The organism is Adlercreutzia sp. ZJ141 (assembly GCF_011038965.1).
GTDB lineage: Bacteria > Actinomycetota > Coriobacteriia > Coriobacteriales > Eggerthellaceae > ZJ141.
Map to the genome: position 1 here is coordinate 106988 of NZ_JAAKEB010000001.1, position 24383 is coordinate 131370.

18 protein-coding genes and 1 other RNA gene are annotated in these 24383 nt (G+C 53.3%); 9 read left to right on the forward strand and 10 right to left on the reverse strand.

Annotated elements, in window-relative coordinates; all coding sequences use genetic code 11:
• The first annotated feature begins 45 nt into the window (after positions 1–45).
• Positions 46–2934 (forward strand): excinuclease ABC subunit UvrA, encoded by a 2889-nt coding sequence (gene uvrA / locus G7Y44_RS00480; RefSeq protein WP_165246670.1) that lies wholly within the window; start codon positions 46–48, stop codon positions 2932–2934.
• Between the two features lie 110 nt (positions 2935–3044).
• Here the strand turns inward: uvrA and gltX are convergent, their stop codons facing one another.
• Genes gltX through G7Y44_RS00495 form a run of 3 tightly spaced genes read right to left on the reverse strand, consistent with a single transcriptional unit; the run spans position 3045 to position 6925 of the window.
• Entirely contained in the window at positions 3045–4643 is a 1599-nt protein-coding gene (gltX, locus tag G7Y44_RS00485; protein WP_165246672.1) for a glutamate--tRNA ligase, read from the reverse strand.
• Positions 4633–5547: a lipoprotein intramolecular transacylase Lit gene (locus G7Y44_RS00490; RefSeq protein WP_165246674.1), complete on the reverse strand. Its 915-nt coding sequence runs from the start codon at positions 5545–5547 to the stop codon at positions 4633–4635. The genes gltX and G7Y44_RS00490 overlap by 11 nt, the downstream gene beginning before the upstream one ends.
• On the reverse strand, positions 5534–6925 hold the full coding sequence (locus G7Y44_RS00495; RefSeq protein ID WP_165246676.1) for a carboxylate--amine ligase: 1392 nt from the start codon (positions 6923–6925) through the stop codon (positions 5534–5536). The genes G7Y44_RS00490 and G7Y44_RS00495 overlap by 14 nt, the downstream gene beginning before the upstream one ends.
• Before the next feature lie 456 nt (positions 6926–7381).
• Here G7Y44_RS00495 and metK point away from each other — a divergent pair, with 456 nt between their 5' ends.
• Positions 7382–8647: a methionine adenosyltransferase gene (gene metK / locus G7Y44_RS00500; protein WP_165246678.1), complete on the forward strand. Its 1266-nt coding sequence runs from the start codon at positions 7382–7384 to the stop codon at positions 8645–8647.
• Positions 8648–8694: 47 nt separating this feature from the next.
• A complete protein-coding gene (locus G7Y44_RS00505) occupies positions 8695–9954 on the forward strand; it encodes a putative ABC transporter permease (RefSeq protein ID WP_165045279.1) in 1260 nt (419 codons plus the stop codon).
• Here the strand turns inward: G7Y44_RS00505 and G7Y44_RS00510 are convergent.
• The 4 genes from G7Y44_RS00510 to rnpB all read right to left on the reverse strand — a co-directional run bounded on the left by G7Y44_RS00510 (position 9926) and on the right by rnpB (position 13335).
• A complete protein-coding gene (locus G7Y44_RS00510; RefSeq protein ID WP_165246680.1) occupies positions 9926–10612 on the reverse strand; it encodes an MBL fold metallo-hydrolase in 687 nt (228 codons plus the stop codon). The two genes, G7Y44_RS00505 and G7Y44_RS00510, sit on opposite strands and share 29 nt — an antisense overlap.
• A gap of 126 nt (positions 10613–10738) precedes the next feature.
• Complete coding sequence (locus G7Y44_RS00515; protein WP_165246682.1) at positions 10739–11347, reverse strand: RloB family protein; 609 nt, start codon at positions 11345–11347, stop codon at positions 10739–10741.
• Between the two features lies 1 nt (position 11348).
• Positions 11349–12557 carry an AAA family ATPase gene (locus G7Y44_RS00520; protein ID WP_165246684.1) on the reverse strand — a complete coding sequence of 403 codons (1209 nt, stop codon included), beginning with the start codon at positions 12555–12557 and terminating at the stop codon, positions 11349–11351.
• A gap of 416 nt (positions 12558–12973) precedes the next feature.
• Positions 12974–13335: RNase P RNA component class A (gene rnpB / locus G7Y44_RS00525), an RNA gene on the reverse strand.
• 147 nt (positions 13336–13482) lie between these two features.
• On the opposite strand from rnpB, the gene G7Y44_RS00530 reads away from it, so the two are divergent.
• The 5 genes from G7Y44_RS00530 (at position 13483) to G7Y44_RS00550 (ending at position 19137) form a co-directional block, all read left to right on the forward strand.
• Entirely contained in the window at positions 13483–14634 is a 1152-nt protein-coding gene (locus tag G7Y44_RS00530) for a PDDEXK nuclease domain-containing protein (RefSeq protein ID WP_165246686.1), read from the forward strand.
• 167 nt (positions 14635–14801) lie between these two features.
• Positions 14802–15446, forward strand: a complete 645-nt coding sequence (locus tag G7Y44_RS00535; RefSeq protein ID WP_165246688.1) for a thiamine diphosphokinase — start codon at positions 14802–14804, stop codon at positions 15444–15446.
• A 168-nt stretch (positions 15447–15614) separates the two neighbouring features.
• Positions 15615–16355 (forward strand): hypothetical protein, encoded by a 741-nt coding sequence (locus G7Y44_RS00540; RefSeq protein ID WP_165246690.1) that lies wholly within the window; start codon positions 15615–15617, stop codon positions 16353–16355.
• Positions 16356–16760: 405 nt separating this feature from the next.
• The gene (locus G7Y44_RS00545) at positions 16761–16973 is read left to right on the forward strand and encodes a hypothetical protein (protein ID WP_165246692.1); all 213 of its coding nucleotides are present in this window, start codon (positions 16761–16763) and stop codon (positions 16971–16973) included.
• 124 nt (positions 16974–17097) lie between these two features.
• Complete coding sequence (locus tag G7Y44_RS00550) at positions 17098–19137, forward strand: protein kinase domain-containing protein (RefSeq protein ID WP_165246693.1); 2040 nt, start codon at positions 17098–17100, stop codon at positions 19135–19137.
• 17 nt (positions 19138–19154) lie between these two features.
• On the opposite strand, the gene G7Y44_RS00555 is transcribed toward G7Y44_RS00550, so the two are convergent.
• On the reverse strand, positions 19155–20540 hold the full coding sequence (locus tag G7Y44_RS00555; RefSeq protein WP_165246694.1) for a hypothetical protein: 1386 nt from the start codon (positions 20538–20540) through the stop codon (positions 19155–19157).
• A 640-nt stretch (positions 20541–21180) separates the two neighbouring features.
• Here G7Y44_RS00555 and G7Y44_RS00560 point away from each other — a divergent pair.
• Positions 21181–21630 (forward strand): hypothetical protein, encoded by a 450-nt coding sequence (locus tag G7Y44_RS00560; RefSeq protein WP_165246695.1) that lies wholly within the window; start codon positions 21181–21183, stop codon positions 21628–21630.
• A 538-nt stretch (positions 21631–22168) separates the two neighbouring features.
• Here the strand turns inward: G7Y44_RS00560 and G7Y44_RS00565 are convergent.
• Positions 22169–22726: a hypothetical protein gene (locus tag G7Y44_RS00565; protein WP_165246696.1), complete on the reverse strand. Its 558-nt coding sequence runs from the start codon at positions 22724–22726 to the stop codon at positions 22169–22171.
• Between the two features lie 7 nt (positions 22727–22733).
• Complete coding sequence (locus tag G7Y44_RS00570; RefSeq protein WP_165246697.1) at positions 22734–24344, reverse strand: protein kinase domain-containing protein; 1611 nt, start codon at positions 24342–24344, stop codon at positions 22734–22736.
• Positions 24345–24383: the final 39 nt, after the last annotated feature.

The following is a 24383-nucleotide window of genomic DNA, read 5'->3' on the forward strand; positions in this document are numbered from 1 at the left end:
TAGGTGAGAAGAATCAGCGTTTTGAAATGGAGGAAGGGCGCTGCTATGGGCCAGGATTCCATCGTAATAAAAGGTGCGCGCGAGCACAATTTGAAGAACATCGACGTCACCATTCCGCGTGATGCACTGGTGGTTATAACAGGACTTTCCGGCAGCGGCAAGTCGAGCCTGGCGTTCGACACTATGTACGCCGAGGGACAGCGCCGCTACGTCGAAAGCCTTTCCAGCTATGCTCGTATGTTTCTTGGACAGATGAGCAAGCCCGACCTCGATAGCATCGACGGGTTGTCGCCCGCTGTATCCATCGATCAGAAAACAACAAGCCGAAACCCGCGGTCAACGGTGGGAACAACCACGGAGATCTACGACTACCTACGCTTGCTGTTCGCCCGAGTGGGAACGCCGCACTGCCCTGAATGCGGGCGTCCTATCCAAAAGCAAACAACCGATCAGATAACCGACGAGATTTTAGCGCTTGCTACACCGGGCGATGCTACGCGAGCTATTATCATGGCTCCTGTAGTTGCTGGTCGCAAGGGCGAGTTTACCAAGCTGCTCGCTGACGTGCAGAAAGAGGGCTTCAGCCGCGTTCGTATCGACGGCGAAATCGTAAAGCTTGATGGTGAGCCGCCCGTACTGAATAAGAAACGCAAGCATTTCATTGACGTGGTGGTCGATCGTGTTCAGCTTAAAGAGAGCGCGCTGCGCCGCATTGCTGAGGCGGTGGAGCTTGCCACATCGCTTGCCGAAGGTCGCGTGCTCGTGCAGGTTCTGGGTGCCGACGGGAAACCTCAAGGCGTTGCTGGCGGGCGTTCGTCAGGTGCAACGGGTGGCTTAGGTGACGGCGAACACATCTTCTCGCTTGCGCTTGCGTGCCCTGAGCATGGCCATTCGATGGATGAATTGCAGCCGCGCGACTTCTCATTCAACGCGCCGTATGGCGCATGCCCCGATTGTTTGGGCATCGGCAGTAGGGACGAGGTCGACCCGGCGCTCATGGTCCCCGACCCGTCGCTTTCCCTTGCTGAGGGGGCAATCGCACCGTTTCGTACCGGCAACTACTATCCGCAGGTGCTGCGCGCGGTGGCAGAGCACGTGGGGGTTAACGCCGACATGCCGTGGGAAGACATGCCAAAGGCAGTTCATGACGCGCTTTTGTGGGGTATTCCGGGAGAGAAGGTGCGCGTCGATTACCTAACGGTTGATGGACGTGAAACCTACTGGTTTATCGACTGGGAAGGCGCTGTTGCGGCAGTGACGCATCGCTTTCAAGAGGCCCAATCCGATTCACAACGCGAGAAACTAGGCGCGTATTTTTCCACGGTGCCGTGCAATACCTGCAAAGGCAAGCGTTTAAAGCCCGAGATTCTGGCAGTCACCGTAGGCGGGCGTTCTATCGATGAGGTGTGTGGCTTAAGTGCACTCGATTCGCTCGCGTTTTTCGAGGGGCTGTCGTTTACGGGGCAGGATTCCCAGATCGCAGGGCCTATCGTGAAGGAGATTGTTGCACGTTTGCGCTTTTTGGTTGACGTTGGACTCGACTATCTCACGCTCGATCGCGCCACGGCAACGTTGTCGGGCGGCGAGGCGCAGCGCATTCGTTTGGCAACACAGATTGGCGCGGGTCTTATGGGCGTGCTCTACATTCTCGATGAGCCGTCGATTGGTCTTCATCAGCGAGACAATGAGCGGCTCATCGCCACGCTCGAGCACCTACGTGATCTGGGCAACACCGTAATCGTCGTTGAACACGACGAAGATACCATCCGTCGTGCCGACTTCGTTGTGGACATGGGGCCGGGCGCGGGTGAGCATGGTGGCGAAGTGGTTGCCATTGGGACGCCTGCGCAGGTGGCGACAACGCAGGGGTCGCTTACGGCGGACTACCTGAGCGGCCGCAGGAAGATCGAGGTTCCCAAACATCGCCGCAAGCCGCAGCGGGGAAGCCTGACGCTTGTTGGTGCCACCGAGAATAATCTGAAGAACGTAACGGTTAGTGTACCTTTCGGAACGCTCACCGTTGTGACGGGCGTTTCGGGGTCGGGTAAAAGCTCGCTGGTTACCGACACGTTGGCTCCAGCGCTTGCGAATAGGGTTAACCGCGCGCGTCGCCGGACGGGGACGTATCGCAAGATGACCGGCGTCGAGAATATCGACAAGGTGATCAACATCGATCAGAGTCCCATCGGGCGCACGCCTCGCTCAAACCCAGCAACCTACATTGGGCTATGGGACGACATTCGTCGCTTGTTTGCGAGCACGCAAGAGAGCAAAGCTCGCGGATACGGGCCGGGGCGGTTCAGCTTTAACGTGAACGGCGGGCGCTGTGAGGCGTGCAAGGGTGATGGTCAGATTAAGATTGAAATGCACTTTCTCCCTGATATTTACGTTCCATGTGAGGTGTGCGGCGGCGCTCGGTATAACCGCGAAACGCTGCAGGTGACGTATCGTGGCAAGAGTATTGCTCAGGTGCTTGATATGACCGTTGATGACGCATGTGCGTTCTTCGAGAACATTCCAGGCATCAAACGTAAGCTGCAAACGCTTCACGACGTGGGGTTAGGTTACATTCGACTCGGGCAGCCTGCCACTACGCTGTCGGGCGGCGAAGCGCAGCGAGTGAAGCTTGCAAGCGAGTTGCAACGCAAGCAAACGGGCAAGACGTTCTACATTCTAGATGAGCCCACCACTGGTTTGCATTTCGAAGATGTACGCCAGCTGCTCAGTGTGCTGCAGCGCTTGGTTGATGCGGGTAACACGGTGCTTGTGATCGAACACAACCTGGACGTTATTAAGTGTGCTGATCATATTATCGACCTTGGTCCGGAAGGTGGCGACCGCGGCGGCTCCATTGTGGCGCAGGGAACGCCCGAAGATATCGCGAAGGTTTCGACAAGCCACACGGGTGCGTTCGTGGCGAAGATGCTCAGATAGCGTTCGGCAGCGCTGCTCGCTAAAATGAATCGCGGACACCGGGAAACCCTCCAGTGTCCGCGATTATCAAGCATCCGTTTGCGCGAAAGCGCTCCCGTGCATTCTTTCCTTTACGCTTTGAACACCGCTTCAAGCGTGGCGTCGATGCGAGCGAGCACGTCAGCGCGCTCCATAAGTTCGATACTCTCAAACAGCGGCGGCGACACCATGTTGCCGCACACGGCCACGCGCAATGGTTGCAGCAGATTCTTAAGCTTCATGTCAAGCGGCTCGGCAAGGGCACGGCATGCCGCTTCCAAGCTTATCGCTTCCCAAGCGCGTGACGTATCGGCAAGCACGTCGCGGCATGCTCGCAGCGCTTCGTCAGCACGGGCGCCGTCTTTGGTAAGCACCTTACGTACGCTCTTCTCGTCAAGTGAGACGTTTGGTCCCCAGAACAAAAACGCCAGTTTCTGCGGCGTTTCAGAAAGCCGCTGTAGACGCTCGGCCACCAGAGGGAACAGCTGCTCGAGTGCTTCGGCATGTTCGGCAACGTACGCATCTGCTGCCTCGCACACCGCTTCACGTATCTGTACGGGTTCTGGTTGCGGTGCATTTGGGTCACTCGGGTTCGGTGTGGGAACCACGTTTGCACCTGTCGCCACGCTGCGACCAAGGGCAACTGTTTCTGTGAGCCAGGGGCGGGAAAGCTCCACCCAGCGCTCGGCAGACAGCTCACGAATGTATACGCCGTTCATCCAATCGAGCTTCGTTTCGTCAAAGATAGCGTCTTTCTTAGTGATGCGGTCAAGGCTGAAGTGGCCGCATAAGGTTTCACGGTCGATGATGGTGGTTTCTCCGTCAAGTGACCAGCCCAAAAGCGCCAAGAAGTTCACGATAGCGTCGGGCAGGTAGCCCCGATCGCGGTACTCTTCAACGCTCGTGGCGCCGTGGCGTTTGGAAAGCTTCTTTTTATCAGAGCCGAGGATCATGGACAAATGAGCGAAGGTAGGAACGTCAAACCCCAGCGCCTCGTAAATGAGAATCTGGCGTGGAGTGTTCGACAGATGATCGTCGCCACGGATGACGTGCGTGATGCCCATGTTTGCGTCATCACATACTACGGCGAAGTTATAGGTAGGGCTGCCGTCGGAGCGCACGAGAATCATGTCGTCCATGACGTCGATAGGAAAACTCATGTGACCATACACGGCATCATCGAATTCCACCGGACCATGATCGTCGGGTACGCGCAGGCGCCAAACATGCGGTTCACCCGCGTCGATACGTGCCTGAGCGTCAGCTGTAGGAATGTTACGGCATGTGCGATCGTATCCCGCATAGCCGCCTTCTTGCGTCTCGGCATGTGCACGTTTTTCGTCAAGCTGCTCTTTCGTGCAGAAGCAGGGGTAGGCCGCGCCTCGCTCACGTAGCGTTTCGAGTGCACGGGCGTAGGTGTCCATGCGCTGCATCTGGAAGTAAGGACCCGCTTTACCTCCCACTTCGGGACCCTCGTCCCAGGAAAGCCCCATCCATTTCATGGCGTTGATGATAACGTCAACGTTTTCCTGGGTTGACCGCTCGGGGTCGGTGTCCTCGATACGTAAGATGAAATCGCCGCCCATGGCGCGGGCAAACGCCCAATTGTAGATTGCGGTACGGGCACCGCCGATGTGCAGGCGGCCAGTGGGAGACGGTGCGAAGCGCACGCGTACTCGATTATCGGGCATGATGATCCTTCTTCCGAATTACTCTTCCAACAAGCAGGCATATGATACAGGCGGTAACTGTGGTTGCGGCCCAGATGGCGGCCATGCCCACCCAAAAATCAATCGGGTACATGCAAATGAGCAGGCTTTCATAGGAAAACATCCAGTTTCCTTGCGGAAAGAACACGCCATGGAATGCGGCGAACAGGCCGTTGAAGTCAAACACCGCCCATGCTCCGAGCGCGGCAAAGCACGCGACAATAACAACCGGCGCTGCAATGCACGCCTTCCAGGCAACGCTTGCACACCACGGGTGGCGGGTGTTTGCCAGATGTAGGGCCGCTAAGGCGGCAAGGGATGCGATTGCGCACGCCCAGAGCCATGGCATCACGCCACGTATAAGCGTGTTGCAGTCGTTCAAATGCGACACGGCATTGGTGTCAAGTGCGTAGGCATCGCTTACCGATGCGAGTCTTTCCATGGTCACATCGGGCGCGGGGTCATCATCTGCTGTTGCTAGTACGGTACGTGCGTTTGCGTTCCAGCGATCATGTGTGGGTGACCCGTCGGCTGCAGATGCTTTGGCCGCATTAACTACCTGCGTGGCAAGTGCGGTTTGTGCTCCTGTATTACCTGCGGCGTCGCGTCCGAAATCATTGACGGTGAAGTCGCGCGTGACACAAGCGAGTTCTGTCAGTGAATCGGGCACATAAGGTGACAGTTCAAACGCGCTTGTGTTCTCCGATAGAAGGCGTGTTGTACTCGGCAACAAACATGCACCCAATCCCGCTGCAACCAGAGCTACGGCAAGCGCACACGCCAACGCCGCACACACAAGCGCACGCAAGGCGCGCTGTAGCGGCGTTGAGCTGTTCGTTGTCGTTTCTGCCGTCGCTCGTGCCTGCAGGGCGCTATTCTGCTTCATCGTCATCAACCCAGATGGTGGCCGCAGTTACACCGCGAGTCTTCTTGCAGATGACAGGTTCGGGTCCTAGGCGACTGAACACACCGGTGAAGCGGCCGTTGTACACATAAAGCCCCAGCAGGTTGTTGTAGGCAAGCGCGCTTTCGCGTGTAATATCAGCTTCGTCACCGTAGAGCGGCAGCGTGAGCGTGCGGTGCGGTGTGCAGTAGCGTTGTACGATGAAAGGCGCCCCGGCGGCACCGTTTGCGTGTGCGTCGATGATGTGCGCCCACTCGTCATCGTCGCAGTCGCGCCCGGCGTACACATCCTTGCTGCCGTAGGCGTCGGTTGGCTTGATGATCCAGCGCTCGCGGGTTGCCTTCACTTCATCAAGGTTAACCTCTGATTCGTTCAAAAACGCAGTGAACGGGACGGTTTCCTGTACAAAGGCGTTTTCTTCCGGCGTGAGCAAAGCTTGCGTTTCGGGCTTGAACAACACCTGGAAAATCTGCTTGTCGTGTACCAGATGCCCGGCGAAGCTGCCAATGAGCGCCACTTTTTGTGCGCGCACGGCCTCGATGAGGGGCTGCGAGGTATCCCAGTGTTCCATAATGTCGTTGGTAACGCTGCGCCGCCATGCAGCGTCGATAATGGCGTTATCGCGCCCGTAGAACGCTTTCACACCAATGAGATGTTCGCCGTCGAATCGTAGGTCGCGCACGTCGTACACCGAGCATTCGACGCCGCGTTCGGCGAACAGCTTCGCGAAGATCTTGAATTCCTCGGTTATGGCGCTCTCCAAGAAGTCGACGATGGCCACGTGCGGGTGGCTGACACGGTGTTCGTAGGTGTCGTAGATGTGCAAGAATTCGCTTACCCAACCATCGAACAGTTCTTCGTTGCAGGTAGACACGACATGTTTTGCGGAAAACGCCCGAAACGCTTCGGTGTTGGCGATGCTGGCAGTAATCTCGCGGTTTTCGTTCATGCCGCTTGAGCCATCGGCGTTGAACTCGCAGAAAGCCGCATCCATGGTGTCTTCGTTTAAAAACACATCAACGCGTGAAAAAGGCAGTAGCGCGTCATAACCGCGTGGCAGTAAGATGAGGTCAACCAAGCGCGGGTCGAGCTCATACACGCTGCGGTAGGCGGGGTTGCTCAGGTATTCACGCATCACCTTTTCCAAGATGCGGTGTGTGGTTTCCGCGATATCTTTCAGACGGCGATACGTTTGTTTGTCGTAGAGACGCGGTACGTAACATGAATCCACCACGCGGCCATGGTAGATAGCCGTCGAGTGTTCCATGTGGGTGCGTGCGGCGCGGCGCCCGGCAGTATCGCCGTCAAGGTGCGCTATCTCGTCGAGGTACTCCTGCGTGTATGATGCATTTCGGCTCACAGCTTCGCCTTTCTTCTTCGGTGTTTTCTTACTGCTTATGCGGTGTGTTCGTATGGCGCAATCAGTTGGCAACGAATTCTACCTCTTTGGACGCTCGTGGGCAAAGCCCTCCCTGGTGGTGAGATGCGAGATGAAGGAAAGGGCGGCGAGATTCGGAACAGCGCGGAACAGCGCGGAACAGGGAGGAACGGCTCGGCACGTGACGGCACGTGACAGTAGATAACGGCTCGGCAACGAAAATGCGGAAATGACGCCGCGGGCGAATTCCTTCTTGCGTGCTCTGTGCGGGAGACATACAATCTACGGACTGTGCGTGTGGATCCGTGTGGTCTGCGCGCGCGTCCATTTATCAAGAGTCGGGGGAGAGGGTTGGCTCCGCGATCCCGACACCAACCTGAAGCGTGTTTGCGCGCTTCGTGGTGGTACTGCCGACATCGATGAAGGAGGATTCATCTCATGGCCAACGACGCTCTGGAAACCTTTCTGTTCACGTCCGAATCGGTAACCGAAGGACATCCCGACAAGATGTGCGATCAGATATCCGATGCCATCCTTGACGCTATTCTCGCTAAAGAGATCGAGCTTGCGAAAGCGGGCTACGTGTCGCCGAGCGGGCAACCTGCCGACGTGTCGCAGGTGCGCTGCGCGTGCGAGACGCTTGCCACGACTGGCATGGTGGTGGTGGCTGGTGAAATCCGCACGCAAGCCTACGTTGACGTGCCTGCAATCGTGCGTGATGTGGTGTGCGAGATCGGCTACGATCGCGCGAAGTACGGATTCGACGGCACGACCTGTGGCGTACTGAATGCTATCCACGAGCAGTCGCCCGATATTGCTATGGGTGTTGATGAATCGTACGAGGCTCAGCACGGCCAAGCTGGCGACGATGGGTACGACCGCATTGGTGCGGGTGACCAGGGCATGATGTTCGGTTATGCTTGCAACGAGACAAAAACGCTCATGCCCATGCCAATCTATCTGGCGCAACGCATGGCCGAACGCCTGACTGCCGTTCGGAAATCGGGCGAACTTGGCTACCTGCGTCCCGATGGTAAGACGCAGGTGAGCGTGCGTTACGTGGGTGGGGTGCCGGTGAATGTTGAGAAAGTGGTAGTGTCTACGCAGCACTCTGAAACGATCGAGGGTGAACGCTTGCGCGCCGATGTCATCGATCATGTGGTTCGCCCGGTGCTTGCCGAAGAAGGTGTGGAACTTGCCCCTGCCGCCGACATCCACGTAAATCCCACGGGGCGTTTCGTCATCGGTGGTCCTATGGGCGATTGCGGTTTGACCGGGCGCAAGGTTATCGTTGACACGTACGGCGGCATGGGTCGTCACGGCGGCGGAGCGTTTTCAGGGAAGGACTGCACGAAGGTCGATCGTTCGGCTGCCTACGCGGCGCGCTGGGTAGCGAAGAACGTGGTGGCGGCAGGACTTGCCGATCGCTGCGAAGTGCAGGTTGCCTATGCTATCGGCGTGGCACGTCCGGTGAGTGTGATGGTGGACACGTTCGGTACGGCACATGTGCCTGAGGTTGACATCGAGCGTGCTGTTGATGAAGTGTTCGATCTGCGCCCTGGTGCTATCATCGACGCACTCGACTTGCGCAGGCCCATCTACCAGAAGACGGCGGCATACGGCCATTTCGGACGTGAGCTTCCCGAGTTCACCTGGGAGCGTACCGATCGCACTGAGGAATTACGCCGCGCCGTTGGATTGTAACAAATGCGCAGACTGGCTGCGCGAACTTGCCATGACAAGGAGATGCCATGACGAATAAAACGGTACGTGACGTGCAATGCGATACGCAATGTGAACCCGACCAAACTGACCCTTCCGCTGCTCACGCTGCAGCGCCTGACGAAGCTGTTGATCCCGCATCGAAGCGCTTCCCGTGGCCGTTCAAGTTGTTCGGTGTCTTGTGTTTGATTCTCGGTGCGAGCACCTTCGTCTTCTTGGGCGTGATCGTGACGGCATTGGTTCTGTTCTTGCTCGACGGATCCATTGATGGCACTGTCGATGCTACCGCTGTTACCATCATGTGTTTGCAGGTGGCTGTTGAGCTATTACTGTCGCTCATGCAGATTCGCATTGGGTATCGCCTGTTGCGCAACCACCGCCGCGATGTGGCACGCACGGCCTACGTCATCAGTGGCCTTTTGGCGGTATCGCTGGTGTTAAGTGTGATGACAAACGGGCCGTCAGAGGCGCTTATTCTGCCCACTATCAACCTTGGGGTATTCGTGCTGCTTTCTTCGTATGCCGATCCGGCCTTGCGCGAGGAACGGCAGCTGCGGCGTAAGCTGCGCTCGATGGAGGATCGGGCCGATGCCGAAGAGGGCGTGCTCGGACGCGACAAAACGGGCGAGGGCTATATTGCACTTGACTTCTTTAACCTGTTCTGGATTTTTGTGGTGTGCTGCTTCTTGGGGTTGGTGATCGAGCTCGTATACCACATGACCGTTGTCGATTTTGGGCACTATCAGGATCGCGCGGGATTACTGTATGGCCCGTTCAGTCCGATCTACGGCGTGGGTGCTACGCTGCTCACCATTGCACTCAACCGCTTCTACGATCGCAACGTGTTTATGATCTTTGTGGTAAGCGCTATCGTGGGTGGTGCGTTCGAGTTCTTCGTCAGCTGGTTCATGCAGTACGCATTCGGTATTCAGGCGTGGGACTATTCGGGCACGTTTTTGAATATCGACGGGCGCACGAACTTCAAGTTCATGTGCATGTGGGGCGTGCTCGGCGTGATATGGATCAAGTTGTGCCTGCCGCGCTTGCTGAAGCTGGTGAACTTGATTCCTTGGAATCTTCGCTACGTGGTTACTGCCGTGTGCGCGGCGCTTATGATTGTCGACTGCACGCTGACGCTGGTGGCATTCGATCGGTGGTACGGGCGCATTGCTGACAGGCCGGCGGAAACGGCGATCGAGTATTTCGTTGACGAACACTACGACAACGACTACATGGCCGAACGCTTCCAGACGATGACGATCAATCCCGACGAAGCGATTCGCGGCTAAGAGCGAAGCGCATGCGCTCAAGTGCCTGAATGTGAGGGTGCGCGCGTTTTACTTCATAAACGAAGCGCGCACCATCCTCGCGATGTCCCACGGCGGTGCCGTAGTGCGTGGGAATGGCTGCTTGCGTGCGTATCTTACCAACGAAATCGGCGGCTTCCTTGGTGTCAAACGTGTAGGTGCCACCAACGGGCACCAGCGCAACGTCGCAGCTGACGAATAGGTTTTCCGGGTGTGCATCGGTGTCGCCGGCTATGTAGTAGCGTGTGGCGTTTGTGGTCAGCACATAGCCAACCCAGTCGTATTCTCGCAGGTGATAGTTCTTACCCACGTTGTAGGCGCGCACGGTTTCTATTGTGGTGTCACCGATTTGCAGCGTTTCCCCGGGCGCCATGAAGTGGACGTTGTGCACAAGATGTCGCCGATGCATGTCGGTAAGCTCGCGATTCTCTTCCATGCTCTTCGGCACAACGAGCACCGTGTCATCGTGCAGTACGCGCCGCAGATCGTCGGGCGAGAAGTGGTCGTAGTGGTCGTGCGTAACGCACACGATGTCGGCGTCGTGGGGTGCATCCGGCATTTCGAATGGGTCGAAATATACCGTTACATCTCCCTGAATGCGGATACAACTATGGGATATGACGTCGATTTCTTCGTACATGCCGCTTCCTTTCTGTGGTTGGCGCACGATATGCGTAACACGATATGCGTAGAAGATTCGCTCTTTGGGCTGGGGAAGATTATAGCTGTTAGCTCGCCTGCGCGGTGGGCAGCGAGGTGCTGACTCTTACAGCGATAACTCCATAATTCGTTTGACAAGTTCTTGGACCGTAAGAAAAGGCCGCTTCGTGGTGTGGTTGCGTATCTCTGAGTTAATGATAGCCGTCTTTACGATCTTAGGCTTCTGGTCAATCGCATCGTTCATCCAAGCGAGATCAGCTTTGGTGTCATCGTCGTAATCGCCCTCGGATCCATGCTTTCTGCGATGAGCGCTGAGCTTCTGAAAGACAACGTTCTTGTCGGTATCGCCAGACTGCTCGAAATGCTGAAGAAGGTACATTTCGAACTGAGGGGCGGAGAACGCCAGGTGTACATCGTGGTCATCTGCGTACTTCAGTAATTCGGTATAGGTGTAAGGCATCTTGTCCTCATCGCATACCGCCCAGCATTCGATTTCGTGTTCGGTGTAGCCCATCTCATTGCAAAGCTCGTTGCGTTTGACAATTGTGTTATTAATGAGCGCGACGTGTTGGCCCTTCTGTCCATACACCTCGACCTCAACAAACGCAGGTGGACGGTAAAAGTCGAAGAGGATGTTGAAGTAAGCTTCCTCAGTCTTGCCCTCGCAATAGACCAGAAGAACGCGCGGTATCTTGAGCTGCCTCCTTGCTGTCATGCTATCTATTCCTTACGCGCGGGACGGCACCATAGAGGCCGCGCAGGTAGCGGCTCTCCAGCGGTTCGGTCGTGCGTGCGCCCCGGTCTTTGAGCGGGATAACGTGAGATTCCTCTGCCATATCCTTCTCGATAAACACAATGTCATCACGCTCAGCGACATCGCCCATCAGAGGGGTTCCTTGAGTGTTGAGGATCAGTCGCGCGCCGGTCTTGTTCTCTTTACTTCTGAAGAGTGATACAAGAGCCTTTGCGAGATTGGGGTGTAGGTACGTGCCATACTCATCGAGATACAGCGTATGTCCGTTATCCAACGCGCTCACGATGGGTACTGCCATTTCGAAGAACTTCCTCGTTCCATTAGACTCTTGCGTCCAAAAGTCCATCGCCCCCATGCCGATGATGCTGAGCTCGTCGTCACGCACCGCGTGGAGCGTGCTGAATGTGGTCCCGCCGTTTGCGGCAAGGGCCTGCTTCACCTCCATAGGGATAGGGAATGCGTTGAGAATCTCTTCGGAGAATTTTGTCTCTCCGATGGCGATGTCTCTGATAGAAAAGTCACAGTTCCTGAGTAGCTTCAGGATTTTGACTCGCAAGTCTTCATTCCGCTTGAGTATCTCGATGAATTGCGGTGTGAAGTTTGCGCCTTGGTCGAGCATGATTGGTGTCGACTCGATGAGATTGAACACCGCCGCCGAGAACGGATTGTTGTCCTCGCGAGCTTTTGTTATGAGGAGCGTTTCGGGTCTCGTCTTGTCCTCGAGTGTCTTGTTGAAGCCATTCTTACTGGCGGCTTTGGAATCCACACCATTCTCCCCGCGATGGAATATCAAGTTCATGCGCCCGGTCTTGGGCGACTCAGCCTTGAGTGTCTCTTCGGTTACTCTGTCTGCAACGTAGCTGAACGAGTAGCTGAACCGTCTCTCGCTATAGGAGAAAACCGCCTCGAAGGTCGTGGGTTTGCCCCTGGCCCCTTCCCTGAGCAGGAAGGGCATGTAGGGTGGCTGCCAGTTGGCGTTTGACGAGTTTATGATGCTTGCTCTAAAGTCCTGTAGAGCACAAGCACTGTTCGACTTGCCGCTTGAGTTTGGTCCATAGATAACCGTCAACGTCCTTGGTAGCCCATCATTGTCCGTGAAGTCAAAGGTCTGCGGGGTGTAGAAGGACCTATAGTTGGCAACAGTAAATGACAGGAGCTTGGCGACCTTCACACTGGCTCCTTTCCATGTAAAGTGACGTGATTGACATGAATTGTGGCATAAAGAACGCCCTATTTCAAGCGAATCTGTCGAAATGCGACACATAACGTCAATATGAGGCCTATTAAACTACCAATTCATCCACTGAAGTTCTCTCGGTGTTTGTAAGGCAGACCTGTATTATGTACTGGTCTCTCGAATGATGTAATAATGCCGCCCTGTTGTCGTTAGTCGCTATGCGTTATTATGTGATCCTTTGGTGCTCAACTTGGTTTTTTGGCCAGATAGAGTCCTGTTAACGCCGTCAACACGTGTTTTTTGGCCACTTTGGTTGTGAGGTGGCCAAAAAACATGCGGTGACGGTGTGCTACCAGTCGGGCCGGTGAGAAACGAGGTGAAAGGCGCTGGGAAAGGCGGCGGTTGGAAAGCATGCGAGTGGGCCGATAAGCCGGGTTCTGTCGAAGGACGATCATTTATCTCGAACGCATGTCGCCATGCGCCTCAAGCGCGCAACCCGAACGCTGGCAAGGGCGGCTTTAGTCGCGTTCCTATTTGCGTTTGCTCCAGATGGGGTTTGCCAAGCCACGCCGTTGCCGACGCGCTGGTGCGCTCTTACCGCACCGTTTCAGCTTTTCTCCTGGTTTGGCGGCACGCAGGCCGTTTCAGCAGGGGAGTCTTCTTTTCTGTGGCACTTTCCGTCGGGTCACCCCGCCCAGCTGTTAGCTGGCATCTTGCCCTTTGGAGCCCGGACTTTCCTCACGCCGAAGCGCGCGATCGCCTGGCCCACTCGCGCGTGCTATTCTAACGTTCCCGCTCATCGTACGCAACGAGCACCGCAAGAAAAGGTGAGGTGTTCAATGCGGCTGGCACGGCGATGTGGTCTGGCGGGTGAGACTAACGTACAATGGAATAGTGAGTTGGTAAGGAGTTGCCAAATATGAATAGAGTTTTAAATTACGGCGATGCTGTCTCCGTCATCAAACGTGCAATCCTTGAGGCGCAGGGTATTGCTGCCAGAAACGTCAACGAGGTTCAGCTCAAGCTTTACTATCTAATCGGTGGCTTCATTTCCAGGAATACTCGTGATGGCAAATGGGGTACAGGAGCTATTGAGGCAATCAGCGCTCAACTAAAAAAAGAGCTTCCTGGACTAAGAGGCTATTCGCCAACAAACTTAAAAAACATGAGGTTATTCTATGAGGCATGGAGTTATGTCTTTAACGATAGTCAGAGCTTGGTTGATATTTCGTCAGTTGCAACTGACGAAATAAAACTTGAATCTTTTCCGAATGATCCTTTGTCAATTCGTCAGTCGCAACTGACGAATTGTACAGAAGAATTTGGCATCGGATTTTTCTCTGTAAGTTTCACCGGCCACATGACGATTATAAATCAAACGAAAGACAAAGACGCCCGCATCTTCTACATCCAGGAAGCCGCACGAAACCACTTCTCTGTCGAAACGCTGAAACGGGCAATTCGAGAGGACGACTACCACCATCAAGGGGCATTACCCAATAACTTCCTGCAAGCCTTAACCTCGGAAGAACAAGCCTTCAGGGCGGTCAACGCATTCAAGGACGAGTACCTGCTTGACTTCATCAATATCGAGGAGCTTGGAGCCAGGGACAAAGATGTAGACGAGCGTCTGCTGGAGCAGCGCATCGTTCACAACATCCGCGACTTCATATTGAAATTCGGGCGTGATTTTGCCTTCTTGGGGAATCAATACCGCATAGAGGCGTTCGGGGAAGAGCAGTTCATCGACCTTCTTTTCTTCAATCGCGAGCTCAACTGTCTGGTTGCCATCGAGCTGAAGACCGGCCCCTTCAAAACCTCCTACCTTGGCCAACTGAACGGGTATTTGAGCCTTCTCGACGAATTCGTTCGCAAGCCCAACGAGAACCAGTCCGTGGGTATCGTGCTTTGCAAAGATGCGAACAAGGCGTTCGTCGATTTCGTCATCCGCGACTACGATAAGCCATTGGGAGTGGCAACCTACAAGACCTCCAAGGACATGCCCCGTGACATTCTGCAAGAGCTTCCGCCCATTGACGAACTGAGGAAGCTATTGGAAAGAAGTGAGTAATGTTTAGATCACGGTATTCAGAGGAAGCCGCCGTTCAGATTCCAGCTGGCGAACTATTGCGGAGCGAGCTGGGGTGGGAAGAATCGAGTGTTTGTTTTCGTAGTATGCGAAAGCAAACGCGAAAAGCATGTGCGAACGGGTGCTTAGACGGGGAAAGAGGTTGACGTATGGCATCGTGTGCGTTGGTGGGGGCAAGTGATTTCAATGAGGCGCACTTTCGTGCGTGCATTGCTGCGAACGGCTTCGATGCGGTGTTTGCAGTTGATGGGGGGCTTGCACACCTTACACGTGCGGGCTTTGATGCTGACGTTGCCGTTGGTGATTTCGACTCGCTGAACTACGTTCCCGAAGGGCTGCCGGTAGAGCGCCATCCTATGTTGAAAGATGCAAGCGATATGGAGCTTGCATTCGAGAGTGCACTTGCGGCTGGCTTCGATGATATTTCGGTATACGGGGGGCTCGGGCGCAGGCTCGATCACACGCTTGCGAACTTGCAGGTGTTCGCGCGCGCTGCCGAACGGGGTGCGCGCGTGCGCGCTATTGGTGATGACGTTGCTGTACAGCTGCTTGCCGGCCCCGGCGAGATTTCGCTTGCCGGTGAACCAGTGGGGGGTGTGGTGTCAGTGTTTTCGATGAGCGATGCGGCGCGTGGCGTGGTGGAGCAAGGGCTTAAGTGGGAACTTGACGGCATAACACTTTCGAACCGCACGTCACTTGGGTTATCGAACGAGTTTTTGGGACGTCCAGCTTCGGTATCGGTAGAAGTAGGCACAATCGTGATCATCACGCCTCTTTCCGCTTTACGGATGTAGCTGTATTAAAACGTGCCAAGGGATATGCTATGCACAAGCGACAAAGAGAACACCCGTCAACATATCCCCCCTCTTACAAAAGCATGAACATCCTGTATAAAATGACAAGTTCCGAGAAAAGCCGTCGCAATATACCACTCGCATCGCACAACGGGAAAGGGGACTAATATGGCAGGAAACGATTATGCACAGGCTGTTGATGCGGCGTTCGTTGTAGTTGAAGCCGTTGTGGATAAGCTTCCCGGCAGCAAAGCGCACGCGGTCGCTCACGCGATCAAGGCAGCGAAACCGGTTGCGAAGAAAGCAGCGAAGGCCGCACCGGCTGTTGCGGTTGTTGCGAAGCCCGCGTTCGACAAGGCAAAGCAGGCCGCCCCCGATGCCGCCCATAAAGCCGGACAAATCGCCGGACAGGCGGGACACGCCGCTGCGAATGCTGCTGGTATGGCAAAGAGAAACGTCGTTCGCGTGGCTTCATCCGCAAAAGGGAAAGCATATGAAGTCGTCAAGCGAGCAGCAGACAAACGCAAGAAAAAGCTCTCGCAGGCCGAGGCACTACAGCAGCTTCTTGAGCGTGCGCCCGTCAAGGTGTCAGCCACTGATCTTTCTCAATCAAACGACACCGATCTCGACATTGCCTTACAAAGGTTTCTGCACTATCCCGGATGTTATGCAGCCATCACGTATGGGGCGGCAAACAAGGAAAAAGGCTTGACCAACTACAACGAGGCTCATGTGCTCTATGCGGAGGATATGGGCAAAGCCATGGTCGCCGATATCGAGGGTCGAGGAAGCTACGATATCTATGCGGATGTTAAGCACGATCAGAACGTGATGTTCTTTCTCTACCCCTGCAACGCAGAAGACGCAGACGATCTTATGAACTCACTCACAAAGGTACTTATCGAATGAATATTACGCGCCAATCGGTGCATGATTCCACGGCGCATCGGTGCGCCGTTCCATAATCCATCGGTGCACACCGATGTACTTTCCTAGCCCGGTATCTCCGGGCTTTTTTCCTAGAATCGATCACAGAGACGCAAGGAGCGTCTCTTAGGTCATCGAGAGAAAGGCCGAGGCCGTTGAAGAGATAGCCCTCAGCGACGTGCTGGTTACCGTAGTGTCCATCAGAAAATGTCTCAGTCAACGACTCTCAGAAATCGCTCCGCAATTTCACTCCATCAAGCAGCCTTCTCTCGAAACTGCGTAAAAAACGAAAGTGGGGTTTCCAAAAACACCCGTGCCCTTTGAGACTATGTAGTCACAGCAAAGACGGCTCTGGAAGATGGGGCCGCAGAAGAGAAGGGATTAATCATGGGTTACGGAAAAGGTTCTTTCGGTGGTCGCTCTTCATACGGGCGCTCCTCTGGGCGCTCTGGATACTCCGGCGGCGGGTTCATCAACAGCCGCACGGGCAGTTATGTATCACCGGTCCGGGCTCACCAGCACGTTGGTCAGAGCTTCGGCGGCTACACCAAGTCTCAGAGCTCCTCAACGGGCAACTTCTACATGCACAAGAGCAGGTAAAGGACGTTGCGGGATGCTTGAGAATACGGACACTTCGCGCCAGATTGCAAGGAACACAATCCTCGCTCATACATCTAGCGAGGGCTTCCTAACTGGAATACTATATAGAGAGGTGGAATCGACAATGGGAAGTCGCATGTATCAGTATGAAAAGATTCCGAGAGTTCCCCTGGAGGGGTCGGCCTCGGCTGAAGGTTGCGTAACCTTGGCGTTTGAGGATTTCTCCTGCACGAACGTCAAGGTCTTGAGCGAAGACGGTGCAAGTGGAATCGTTTACGAAGCAGTATCAAAAGACTTCTACCATTCCGAGGGCATGCCATCGGCTAGGCTGATAGTGAAAGAATGCTATCCCGTTAAGATTGCCGATAGACTGAGACGGGAGAAGGGCGTTCTGTCTTTGTCGCCCGAAGCAGATGAGGACGACGTGCTCTACTTTAATAGGTTTCTCAAGCAGTACAAAGACGCTTTTTCGAGTCACGCCGCACTATATCAAAGCTCCGCGCGTGAGCAGATAGTCGTTCCCGACAAGTCATATTCGCTGAATGGGACGCAATACTTGGTTAGCGACGCGTCCAACGGCGATACGATGACATTTGCGTTTGAGCGCATGAGTCTGAAAGACAAAATCAAGACGCTCGTTCGTGTGTGTGAGGCAATCACCGCGATTCACGAGGCTGGCTACGTTTACCTCGACCTGAAACCTGACAACATCCTCTGCGTGAAGAACTCCGATGCGAGTTCGAACAGGTTGTACACGGGTGAAATCAAATTGTTTGACTTCGATACGGCAACCAAGATCTCGGATTTATCTAAAGCCGATACGCTGATATTTGGATCAGGCGGCTGGTCGGCACACGAGCAGACCCACGAAGGGTATCGCGACAAGATAGGTCCTCGGAGCGACATCTACTCCATTGGAGCGTTGTTGTTCTGGATAGCGGTCGGCCGTCCTCCGAAATCTAATGAAGTCATACATGCTGATGGTAAATGGCCGATTAGCGGTAGGGATTGTTCGAACGCTGAACTTATCAGGGCAGATGAACGCGCTCTCCAATGTGTTCGACATATCCTTAACAGCACGTTAACGGTCGATCCAGCCCTCCGTTATTCGACAACCAAACCATTAATAGACGATCTTTCAATTCTGGGTGATCTTATTTTGCCAGTAGGACCCACCCACGCAACAGATCATATGGCAATGAGAGCAGAACTCGAAAACCTGGCTACCAGCATTTCGGAAGTAAAAGCGCTGTTGGAATCATCGAGAGGGGCGGTTGACTCTACGCCAAACACAAGCGAATCCGAGGCGGAATCTGTCGGCACTGGGTTCGGCGATGCTGCGGACATGATCGCTCCGGCTGACGTTGATATAATAGAATCGGACTTGAGTGACGGAAACCCAGCTGTGGTGGGATATGCGGTATATCAGATCCTTACGTCCCTTACTGACAATTTCGAATATGACATCCAAGACGATATTCGCGCTGTCTTATCAAGTACCGCAGCGAAAATCAAAGACGTGCTGTCAGCTCGGAGTGCGGACGAATCTGAAGACCTTTTTGAAGTGGCAACCGAAATGGCAAACTCTGTTTTGCATCTGCTTGTCTGCAATATGGCCCTCGATATGCCTGAATACTACCATGTTCCGGCTAAAGTCACCCGTATCTGTAAAAGCGTGCTTTCCTCTCTTTCGCATGCGACTGCAGAAAAGGATGTAGATGAGATGCTCCGTTACTGCGCCGATGCGGTGCGCTGCACCTATGCCACTCAGCTCCTTGCCGTAGCAGGATCAATAAGAGGGAACCTCAGCAAGTATCTCTCTGACATCTATCTAGCCGCATTCGACGATGCAACAAACAACGTAGTCTCCGCGCTTGAGGGTGCTGACGCCGAAAAGATAGACGCTGCGGTTGAAGGACTAGAGCGCTGCACCCATGCCACTCAACTCCTTGCTGCAGCGGAGTCAACAAGGGAGAGCCTCGGCGAGTACTTCTCCGACAGTTATCTAGTCGCAATCGACGATGCGGTAGACAACGTGGTTTTCGTACTCGAGGGCGTTGACGTCGAAAAGATAGACGCTGCGGTTGAAGGACTAAATAGAATACTAGCGCAGGCTAATGAGAACGCAATGGCAGGTATGATTTCCAGGCAGCTCGATGACTAGGTTAGTTGCGGTGGTGCTCACATGGAGTAGAACTCGGTGAGCATCTGATTGAGATAGTCGATCGGATGTCTGTTACCCGACCCGGCAATGCTGCGAAGGAAAAGGCCGTCCAGGGGTTTTCTCGGATGCAACGGCATCATGCCGCATTCATCGGTAAGGATGATGTTAGTTTGCTGATAGAAAGAGTCGAAAAGAGTTTCCTTGAGAGCCCCGTTGGCCATCTGGGCGTCGTTTTCGAAGCAGAAGTGGAAGAAGAGCAGGGCCACCATATTGCCCCTTGGAATTCCGTTTTCTCGCATCCGCCCGACTGCGTGCTCCTCGGTTCTAATCTCGCGATCTTGTAAGACATCCAAATCTCGCTCGTTTTCCTCGAGCCAGGCTCTGCGGTTCATCGTCCCCCAAAGCAGACGCTTCCTCTGCGAGTCCTCTTGAACGTATGCGTTGTCGAGGTAGCTTGTCTCAGGGAGCGTGAGGCTGTATTTTTCCTTATACATCTCGACTAGCGAACGAATTCCGACGCCACCTTCTTTGAAGAAGAGATCGTATGTCTCAACCACAGAGCGTTGGATTCCGGTGAAAAGCCTGTGGTTGGATTTCAGGAAGGCACGAAACGCCTCTGCCGCATGGTTCTGGTCTGCGAAATCTGATTCAGAAAGCCCCCTGATCCTCCCGCCAAGCAAGCGGGTAAAGCCAGCCGCTGATTCCGTTTCTTTCGAACCACCCTGGAGGTGGTTTAGTGCTGAGCTTGCTTCGAGTTTATACCACTCAAGCATTTCGATCGCTTTTGCGTACGCATCGTTGCCGAAGATGTTTTGGCAACCGATAAAGAAGATGTATATAGCCTCTTCCGCAACTCTGTAGTTGAGCCAATTCTGATAGAGGCACTCAAAACAAAACCTTTGGGATTCGGCGAGATTAAGGTTCATTGCCAAACACAGCTTGAAGATGCTTCGGGGGCTAACGTATACCTCCCATTTCTCCTTCGTGATCCATTGGCTCAAGTTCGCAGAGGAGAAACCCAGCCCTTTTTCCTTCCCCGACTCGCGCAAGGCCTTCTTGACACCTTTCACGTCATCTGCAATACCAAAACGCCGCGCAACAAAGCTGGTGAGCCGCTCGTTGAACGGCACTATCTCCATCGTCAACTCATTAAGGGCATCTATTGTGGAAAGGGGTTCAATATCCTTGAGGCTTTCGAGCATTTCAACGGTGTACGCACCGTGCTTTTTGGGAAGCAATCGCAGCTCTTCTAAATTCTTATCCTCGGGTGTAATCATTATGTCTCGCAGTTTCCGTTTTAATAATGCTATCGCCTTAATGGTTGAAAACCCCAGGTTCTGTCCATAATGAGATAGCTGGTTTTCCAGGTCATCGTTGTTACATTCTAGCCCATACTCTATCATAGGGGTGGCTGAGGGTCGTAGCTGCTCCCGTGGCAAGCGCAAGCGCGAGGAAACGATAAACAGCAATATGAGTTTAGATCATACGAAGCGGCATTACATCTCATCGTGTGGATACCCAAACATAAGAGGAAGGTTGGCTGCAAGAAGAGTCGCACCGAGACCCGTCATATTTTGGCGAAGAACATGTTTATCTTCGATGACTTATGTGAAGCTCCACATAAGTCATCATTTGTAAGCAACCTGAACCGACAGAAACGGAAACCTAAGAAGTTGCAACGAAAACAGCGATAACGATTGTCTGTTTTTTACTTTACCGAACGGAACAAGCGCTGCGAGCAAAGGGACCATATCAGACAAAGATATAGTTTTCGAATACCATAAGAGTCTTCGAGTTTCGCTCTTTCAACAAGTTCGAATTTAATCCCACCCGACTTCTGCAGCTGATTAGCTGACCTATTTTCACATGTCCCCTAATCAAAGGACGTTCTAGGCCTTCATTTTTGCCGACTGAAATAAAAGCAGTGCTCAGACTATGTGGACACCAACCAATGATATTCTGTATAACTATGGTGATAAATACGTCTCAAAATAATCGATTGCAAGCTTGAATCCAAACCAGCTCCCACTGAAAGGGTAACAGTTGAAACGCTTTGTGCTCCTCTTTTTAACTATATTAGTTGCTATAGGGTTTTATGGCTGTGCTTTCACGGCAGATAAGAGTCTTTACGAGAATAATGTAATAAACAGCGCTCAATATCTTCTCGAGGGGAAGACTCCCGGAAAGTTTATTTCTGACGAATTGCATTTTAATACTATTGCAGACGGAGTGTATTATTCTGACGTGCACGTCAAATCTCATACTGTGGATGCAGTCAAGGATCAGACCTCGATATTTGATAAGGAATACAAGTATGTGATTGGCGGAAATGTGACTTTTACCGGGTCTTTTAACTATTACACAAATGGCGAGTTTGGCAGCAACGACTACGAAGAGGTACGGACTTACGGGCCGTATGAATACCATGCCTGGTGTACGGTTACCGCTGACGGGAAAGTGAATTGGACCGGTTTTCAAATGAACGATTTATAACGTTATTGAATGACGAATGCTTCTATTACTTGACTGTTGACGTACTTTATCGTGTGCTTTCGATACACATAGAAGGCTATAGTCAACATATCTACTGGCACCTAAGGTTAATACCGGTGGTTATGGAGAAAACCAAACTTTACCCATGATGGACTCATTCCTTTCCATTGCATCGGTGATTCGATAATCCTTTACCGTAAAGTCCCACGCTTTGTACGGTACCAATGCGCTAATGACTACTATGGCGATGATTACACCAATGACATACGGTGCTTTCGACTTTGACTGGGTTGACATCAACCCTCCGATGCTCGCACTGTTTTACAGCATTATAGACCAAATAGTTGATGCCTAAGACTTCCAATATGACACCCCCACCCCACTGCGTTTTGGTTAAGGACCTCAGAATGCCCTTGTGTAGTAAACTCATTCCCTGCAAGGGAAACATAGCTAGAATAGCAACATGACGCTCAAAGCCTGCTGTATTCTCGGCGTCTGAGAACCTGCCGGGCTATCGCGCATTGCAAAATGCCCGAACCTATTGCTTCTCAAAAACTATGTCGTAGCTTTCGTCATTAAAGTGGAGGTATAGCGTCCAGGGATCTGCTTCAGAGTTCATGTAGATGTAAAACTCACCAACTTGCATTCCGGATGCTTTCAGTGCGTATTTTAGATAAAGGTCAAGCGTTCCCCTGTCGATTTTATCTACGAGTGACCATTCGTATTTTCGCTCGGCTGTCTCTGTGGTAAGTATACAGCTTCCATCTTCACTGGCGCTAAATGTCATTTCTTTGAGAGTATTACCTGGTGCGGGCACGCTTTTCGTATCAACATGTGCGGTTGACATGAATGAGGTCCATTCCCCAATGACGGGATCGCTGGGAGAAATACCTTTGTCAAAGAACGCGCCGAATACGCCGGTCGTCCATGCAAAAACTGCTATGGCGACTATTGCCAGCATGATGATCACGGTGGCTGCGATACGTGTTCTACCCGTACCCTTTCCGTCTTTCGCGTGTACCTTGTCTGCGAGTTTATCGTCTAACGTCTTGTTAGCTACCTCTAGCTTTGCTTCAAAGGTGTCAACGTCTTCCATCTTGTTCCTATCTGACGAAATATACACCTGTTATGGTGGTGCCGTCGCTGGTGTAAAGGGTACATAACTTCGTGTAGCCCTCAAGAGCCTCGAGCATGCCGGTTTTTTCCGACTCGAGTTTAACTATGGTTTTGTAGTCGATGTCGGATACGACAAGCTTTGTAGTGGCTGTTCCGTTGTTTGTTCCGACGTACGTTCGCGTCAGGTGACCGTCTTCGTCAGCAACCTCCATGGAATACTTCCACGAGAAAGAGACTTCCGTCTGCTCTGTAGCAACGCTACCCGTTCCATCTGTTCTGATGGTAAGAAGGGTCGAGTCGCCTATCAAGAAAGAGTCTTTGTCGCTTATATTGCCCGAACCGTCATCTGGTGCGGTGAATGTCGCAATCGATTGCCAATGACCGACCAGAGGTTCGAGTGTGCTTTTTTGAAAGAAGGTAACTGTCGCAATCGCAACAGAGACGGCAACGATTGCGACCAGAATCGCACACCATCGTACGAGGCGGCTTCTGCGTGCTTCTATTTCTGCCTTACGTATTGCCTCGGCTGCGCTGCCCTCTATCTTCCCGAGCTCTTGCTTTGCTGCTTCTGAAATGGGAGAGACAAGCTCAAGCAACGTCTGGATGTTTAGCTTGAGGTCTTTTGCAGTGGGGTATCTTTTATCGGGGTCGATAACTAAGGTTTTGTCGAGTATTTCAGTTATTTTCTTTCTTGCGCGACTACCGAAGCACGAAAACGTTGGGTCTTTCAGCACCTCGTCGGTATTCCATGACCCGCAGGCGTGGATGACCTCGGTGGCGGTAGGGGGTCGACCGTAGGCCATCCAGAACAAGATGGCACCGATCGAGTACAGATCGGTTCGCATGTCGATGCCTTGCCGTTCTGGGCGAAACACCTCGTACCCCGACCAATTCTTGGTACCCAATACAGGCATTCCGTCTCCGAATCCCTTTTTCTCCGCCAGTGTGCTGTCGAAATCAAAAAGAACCACTTTTGTTCGTTTTCCGGCTGTGTCCTGAAACGTGATGATATTGGTTGGTTTGAGATCTAAGCAGTAGTAACCACAGCTGTGTATGGCTATGACAGCATCGCAAAGGGACGCCAACATCGCAATCCGTTCAGGTCCCGACATGTTGCCGATGGCCCTGTCGAGGGTGAGACCGTCAGATGCGTCACTAACAAGGTATGCTGTATTGTTTTCTTTTAGATAGTGAATGGGCGTGCTGACGAACTCCTTGGCTTTTCCCTGGTGGAGACTGGTGTGTACAGTTATTGCCCAGTCGAAGCGCTCAAGGTTCTGCTCGAAACTAAGTTTTGCGAACGTTGGTGCATCCTGCGTAAGCTGCAGGCACTTACCCAACCTTTGCAGGTAGGGGCTCGTGTCTAGCGGGTAGCACTCTTTGACAATAAGCCGCGCCGGTGTGGCCACTTCCGTACCGTAGAGATCGTGTGATATTGTCTCGTAGACGATTCCGCTTGCGCCATCTACGCTGAGCGTCTTTACCTGCTCGCATGTGAAGGAAGGGAATCGCAGTGTCGCCCCTTGCGTGCTGTTTGCATCGAGAGATATGCGGCTTGGCTTAGCGATGGGCTGGCCTTGCGCAATGGGGAGGTCCACTCGTTTTCTCCATTCATCCGTCGGGAAGGCTTTCAGGTT

Excerpts from the sequence above, each read along its gene's own strand:
- uvrA (WP_165246670.1), top strand. The coding sequence starts at position 46 with ATGGGCCAGGATTCCATCGTAATAAAAGGTGCGCGCGAGCACAATTTG.
- gltX (WP_165246672.1), bottom strand. The coding sequence starts at position 4,643 with ATGCCCGATAATCGAGTACGCGTGCGCTTCGCACCGTCTCCCACTGGC.
- G7Y44_RS00490 (WP_165246674.1), bottom strand. The coding sequence starts at position 5,547 with ATGAAGCAGAATAGCGCCCTGCAGGCACGAGCGACGGCAGAAACGACA.
- metK (WP_165246678.1), top strand. The coding sequence starts at position 7,382 with ATGGCCAACGACGCTCTGGAAACCTTTCTGTTCACGTCCGAATCGGTA.
- G7Y44_RS00505 (WP_165045279.1), top strand. The coding sequence starts at position 8,695 with ATGACGAATAAAACGGTACGTGACGTGCAATGCGATACGCAATGTGAA.
- G7Y44_RS00510 (WP_165246680.1), bottom strand. The coding sequence starts at position 10,612 with ATGTACGAAGAAATCGACGTCATATCCCATAGTTGTATCCGCATTCAG.
- G7Y44_RS00515 (WP_165246682.1), bottom strand. The coding sequence starts at position 11,347 with ATGACAGCAAGGAGGCAGCTCAAGATACCGCGCGTTCTTCTGGTCTAT.
- G7Y44_RS00530 (WP_165246686.1), top strand. The coding sequence starts at position 13,483 with ATGAATAGAGTTTTAAATTACGGCGATGCTGTCTCCGTCATCAAACGT.
- G7Y44_RS00535 (WP_165246688.1), top strand. The coding sequence starts at position 14,802 with ATGGCATCGTGTGCGTTGGTGGGGGCAAGTGATTTCAATGAGGCGCAC.
- G7Y44_RS00540 (WP_165246690.1), top strand. The coding sequence starts at position 15,615 with ATGGCAGGAAACGATTATGCACAGGCTGTTGATGCGGCGTTCGTTGTA.
- G7Y44_RS00545 (WP_165246692.1), top strand. The coding sequence starts at position 16,761 with ATGGGTTACGGAAAAGGTTCTTTCGGTGGTCGCTCTTCATACGGGCGC.
- G7Y44_RS00550 (WP_165246693.1), top strand. The coding sequence starts at position 17,098 with ATGGGAAGTCGCATGTATCAGTATGAAAAGATTCCGAGAGTTCCCCTG.
- G7Y44_RS00555 (WP_165246694.1), bottom strand. The coding sequence starts at position 20,540 with ATGATAGAGTATGGGCTAGAATGTAACAACGATGACCTGGAAAACCAG.
- G7Y44_RS00565 (WP_165246696.1), bottom strand. The coding sequence starts at position 22,726 with ATGGAAGACGTTGACACCTTTGAAGCAAAGCTAGAGGTAGCTAACAAG.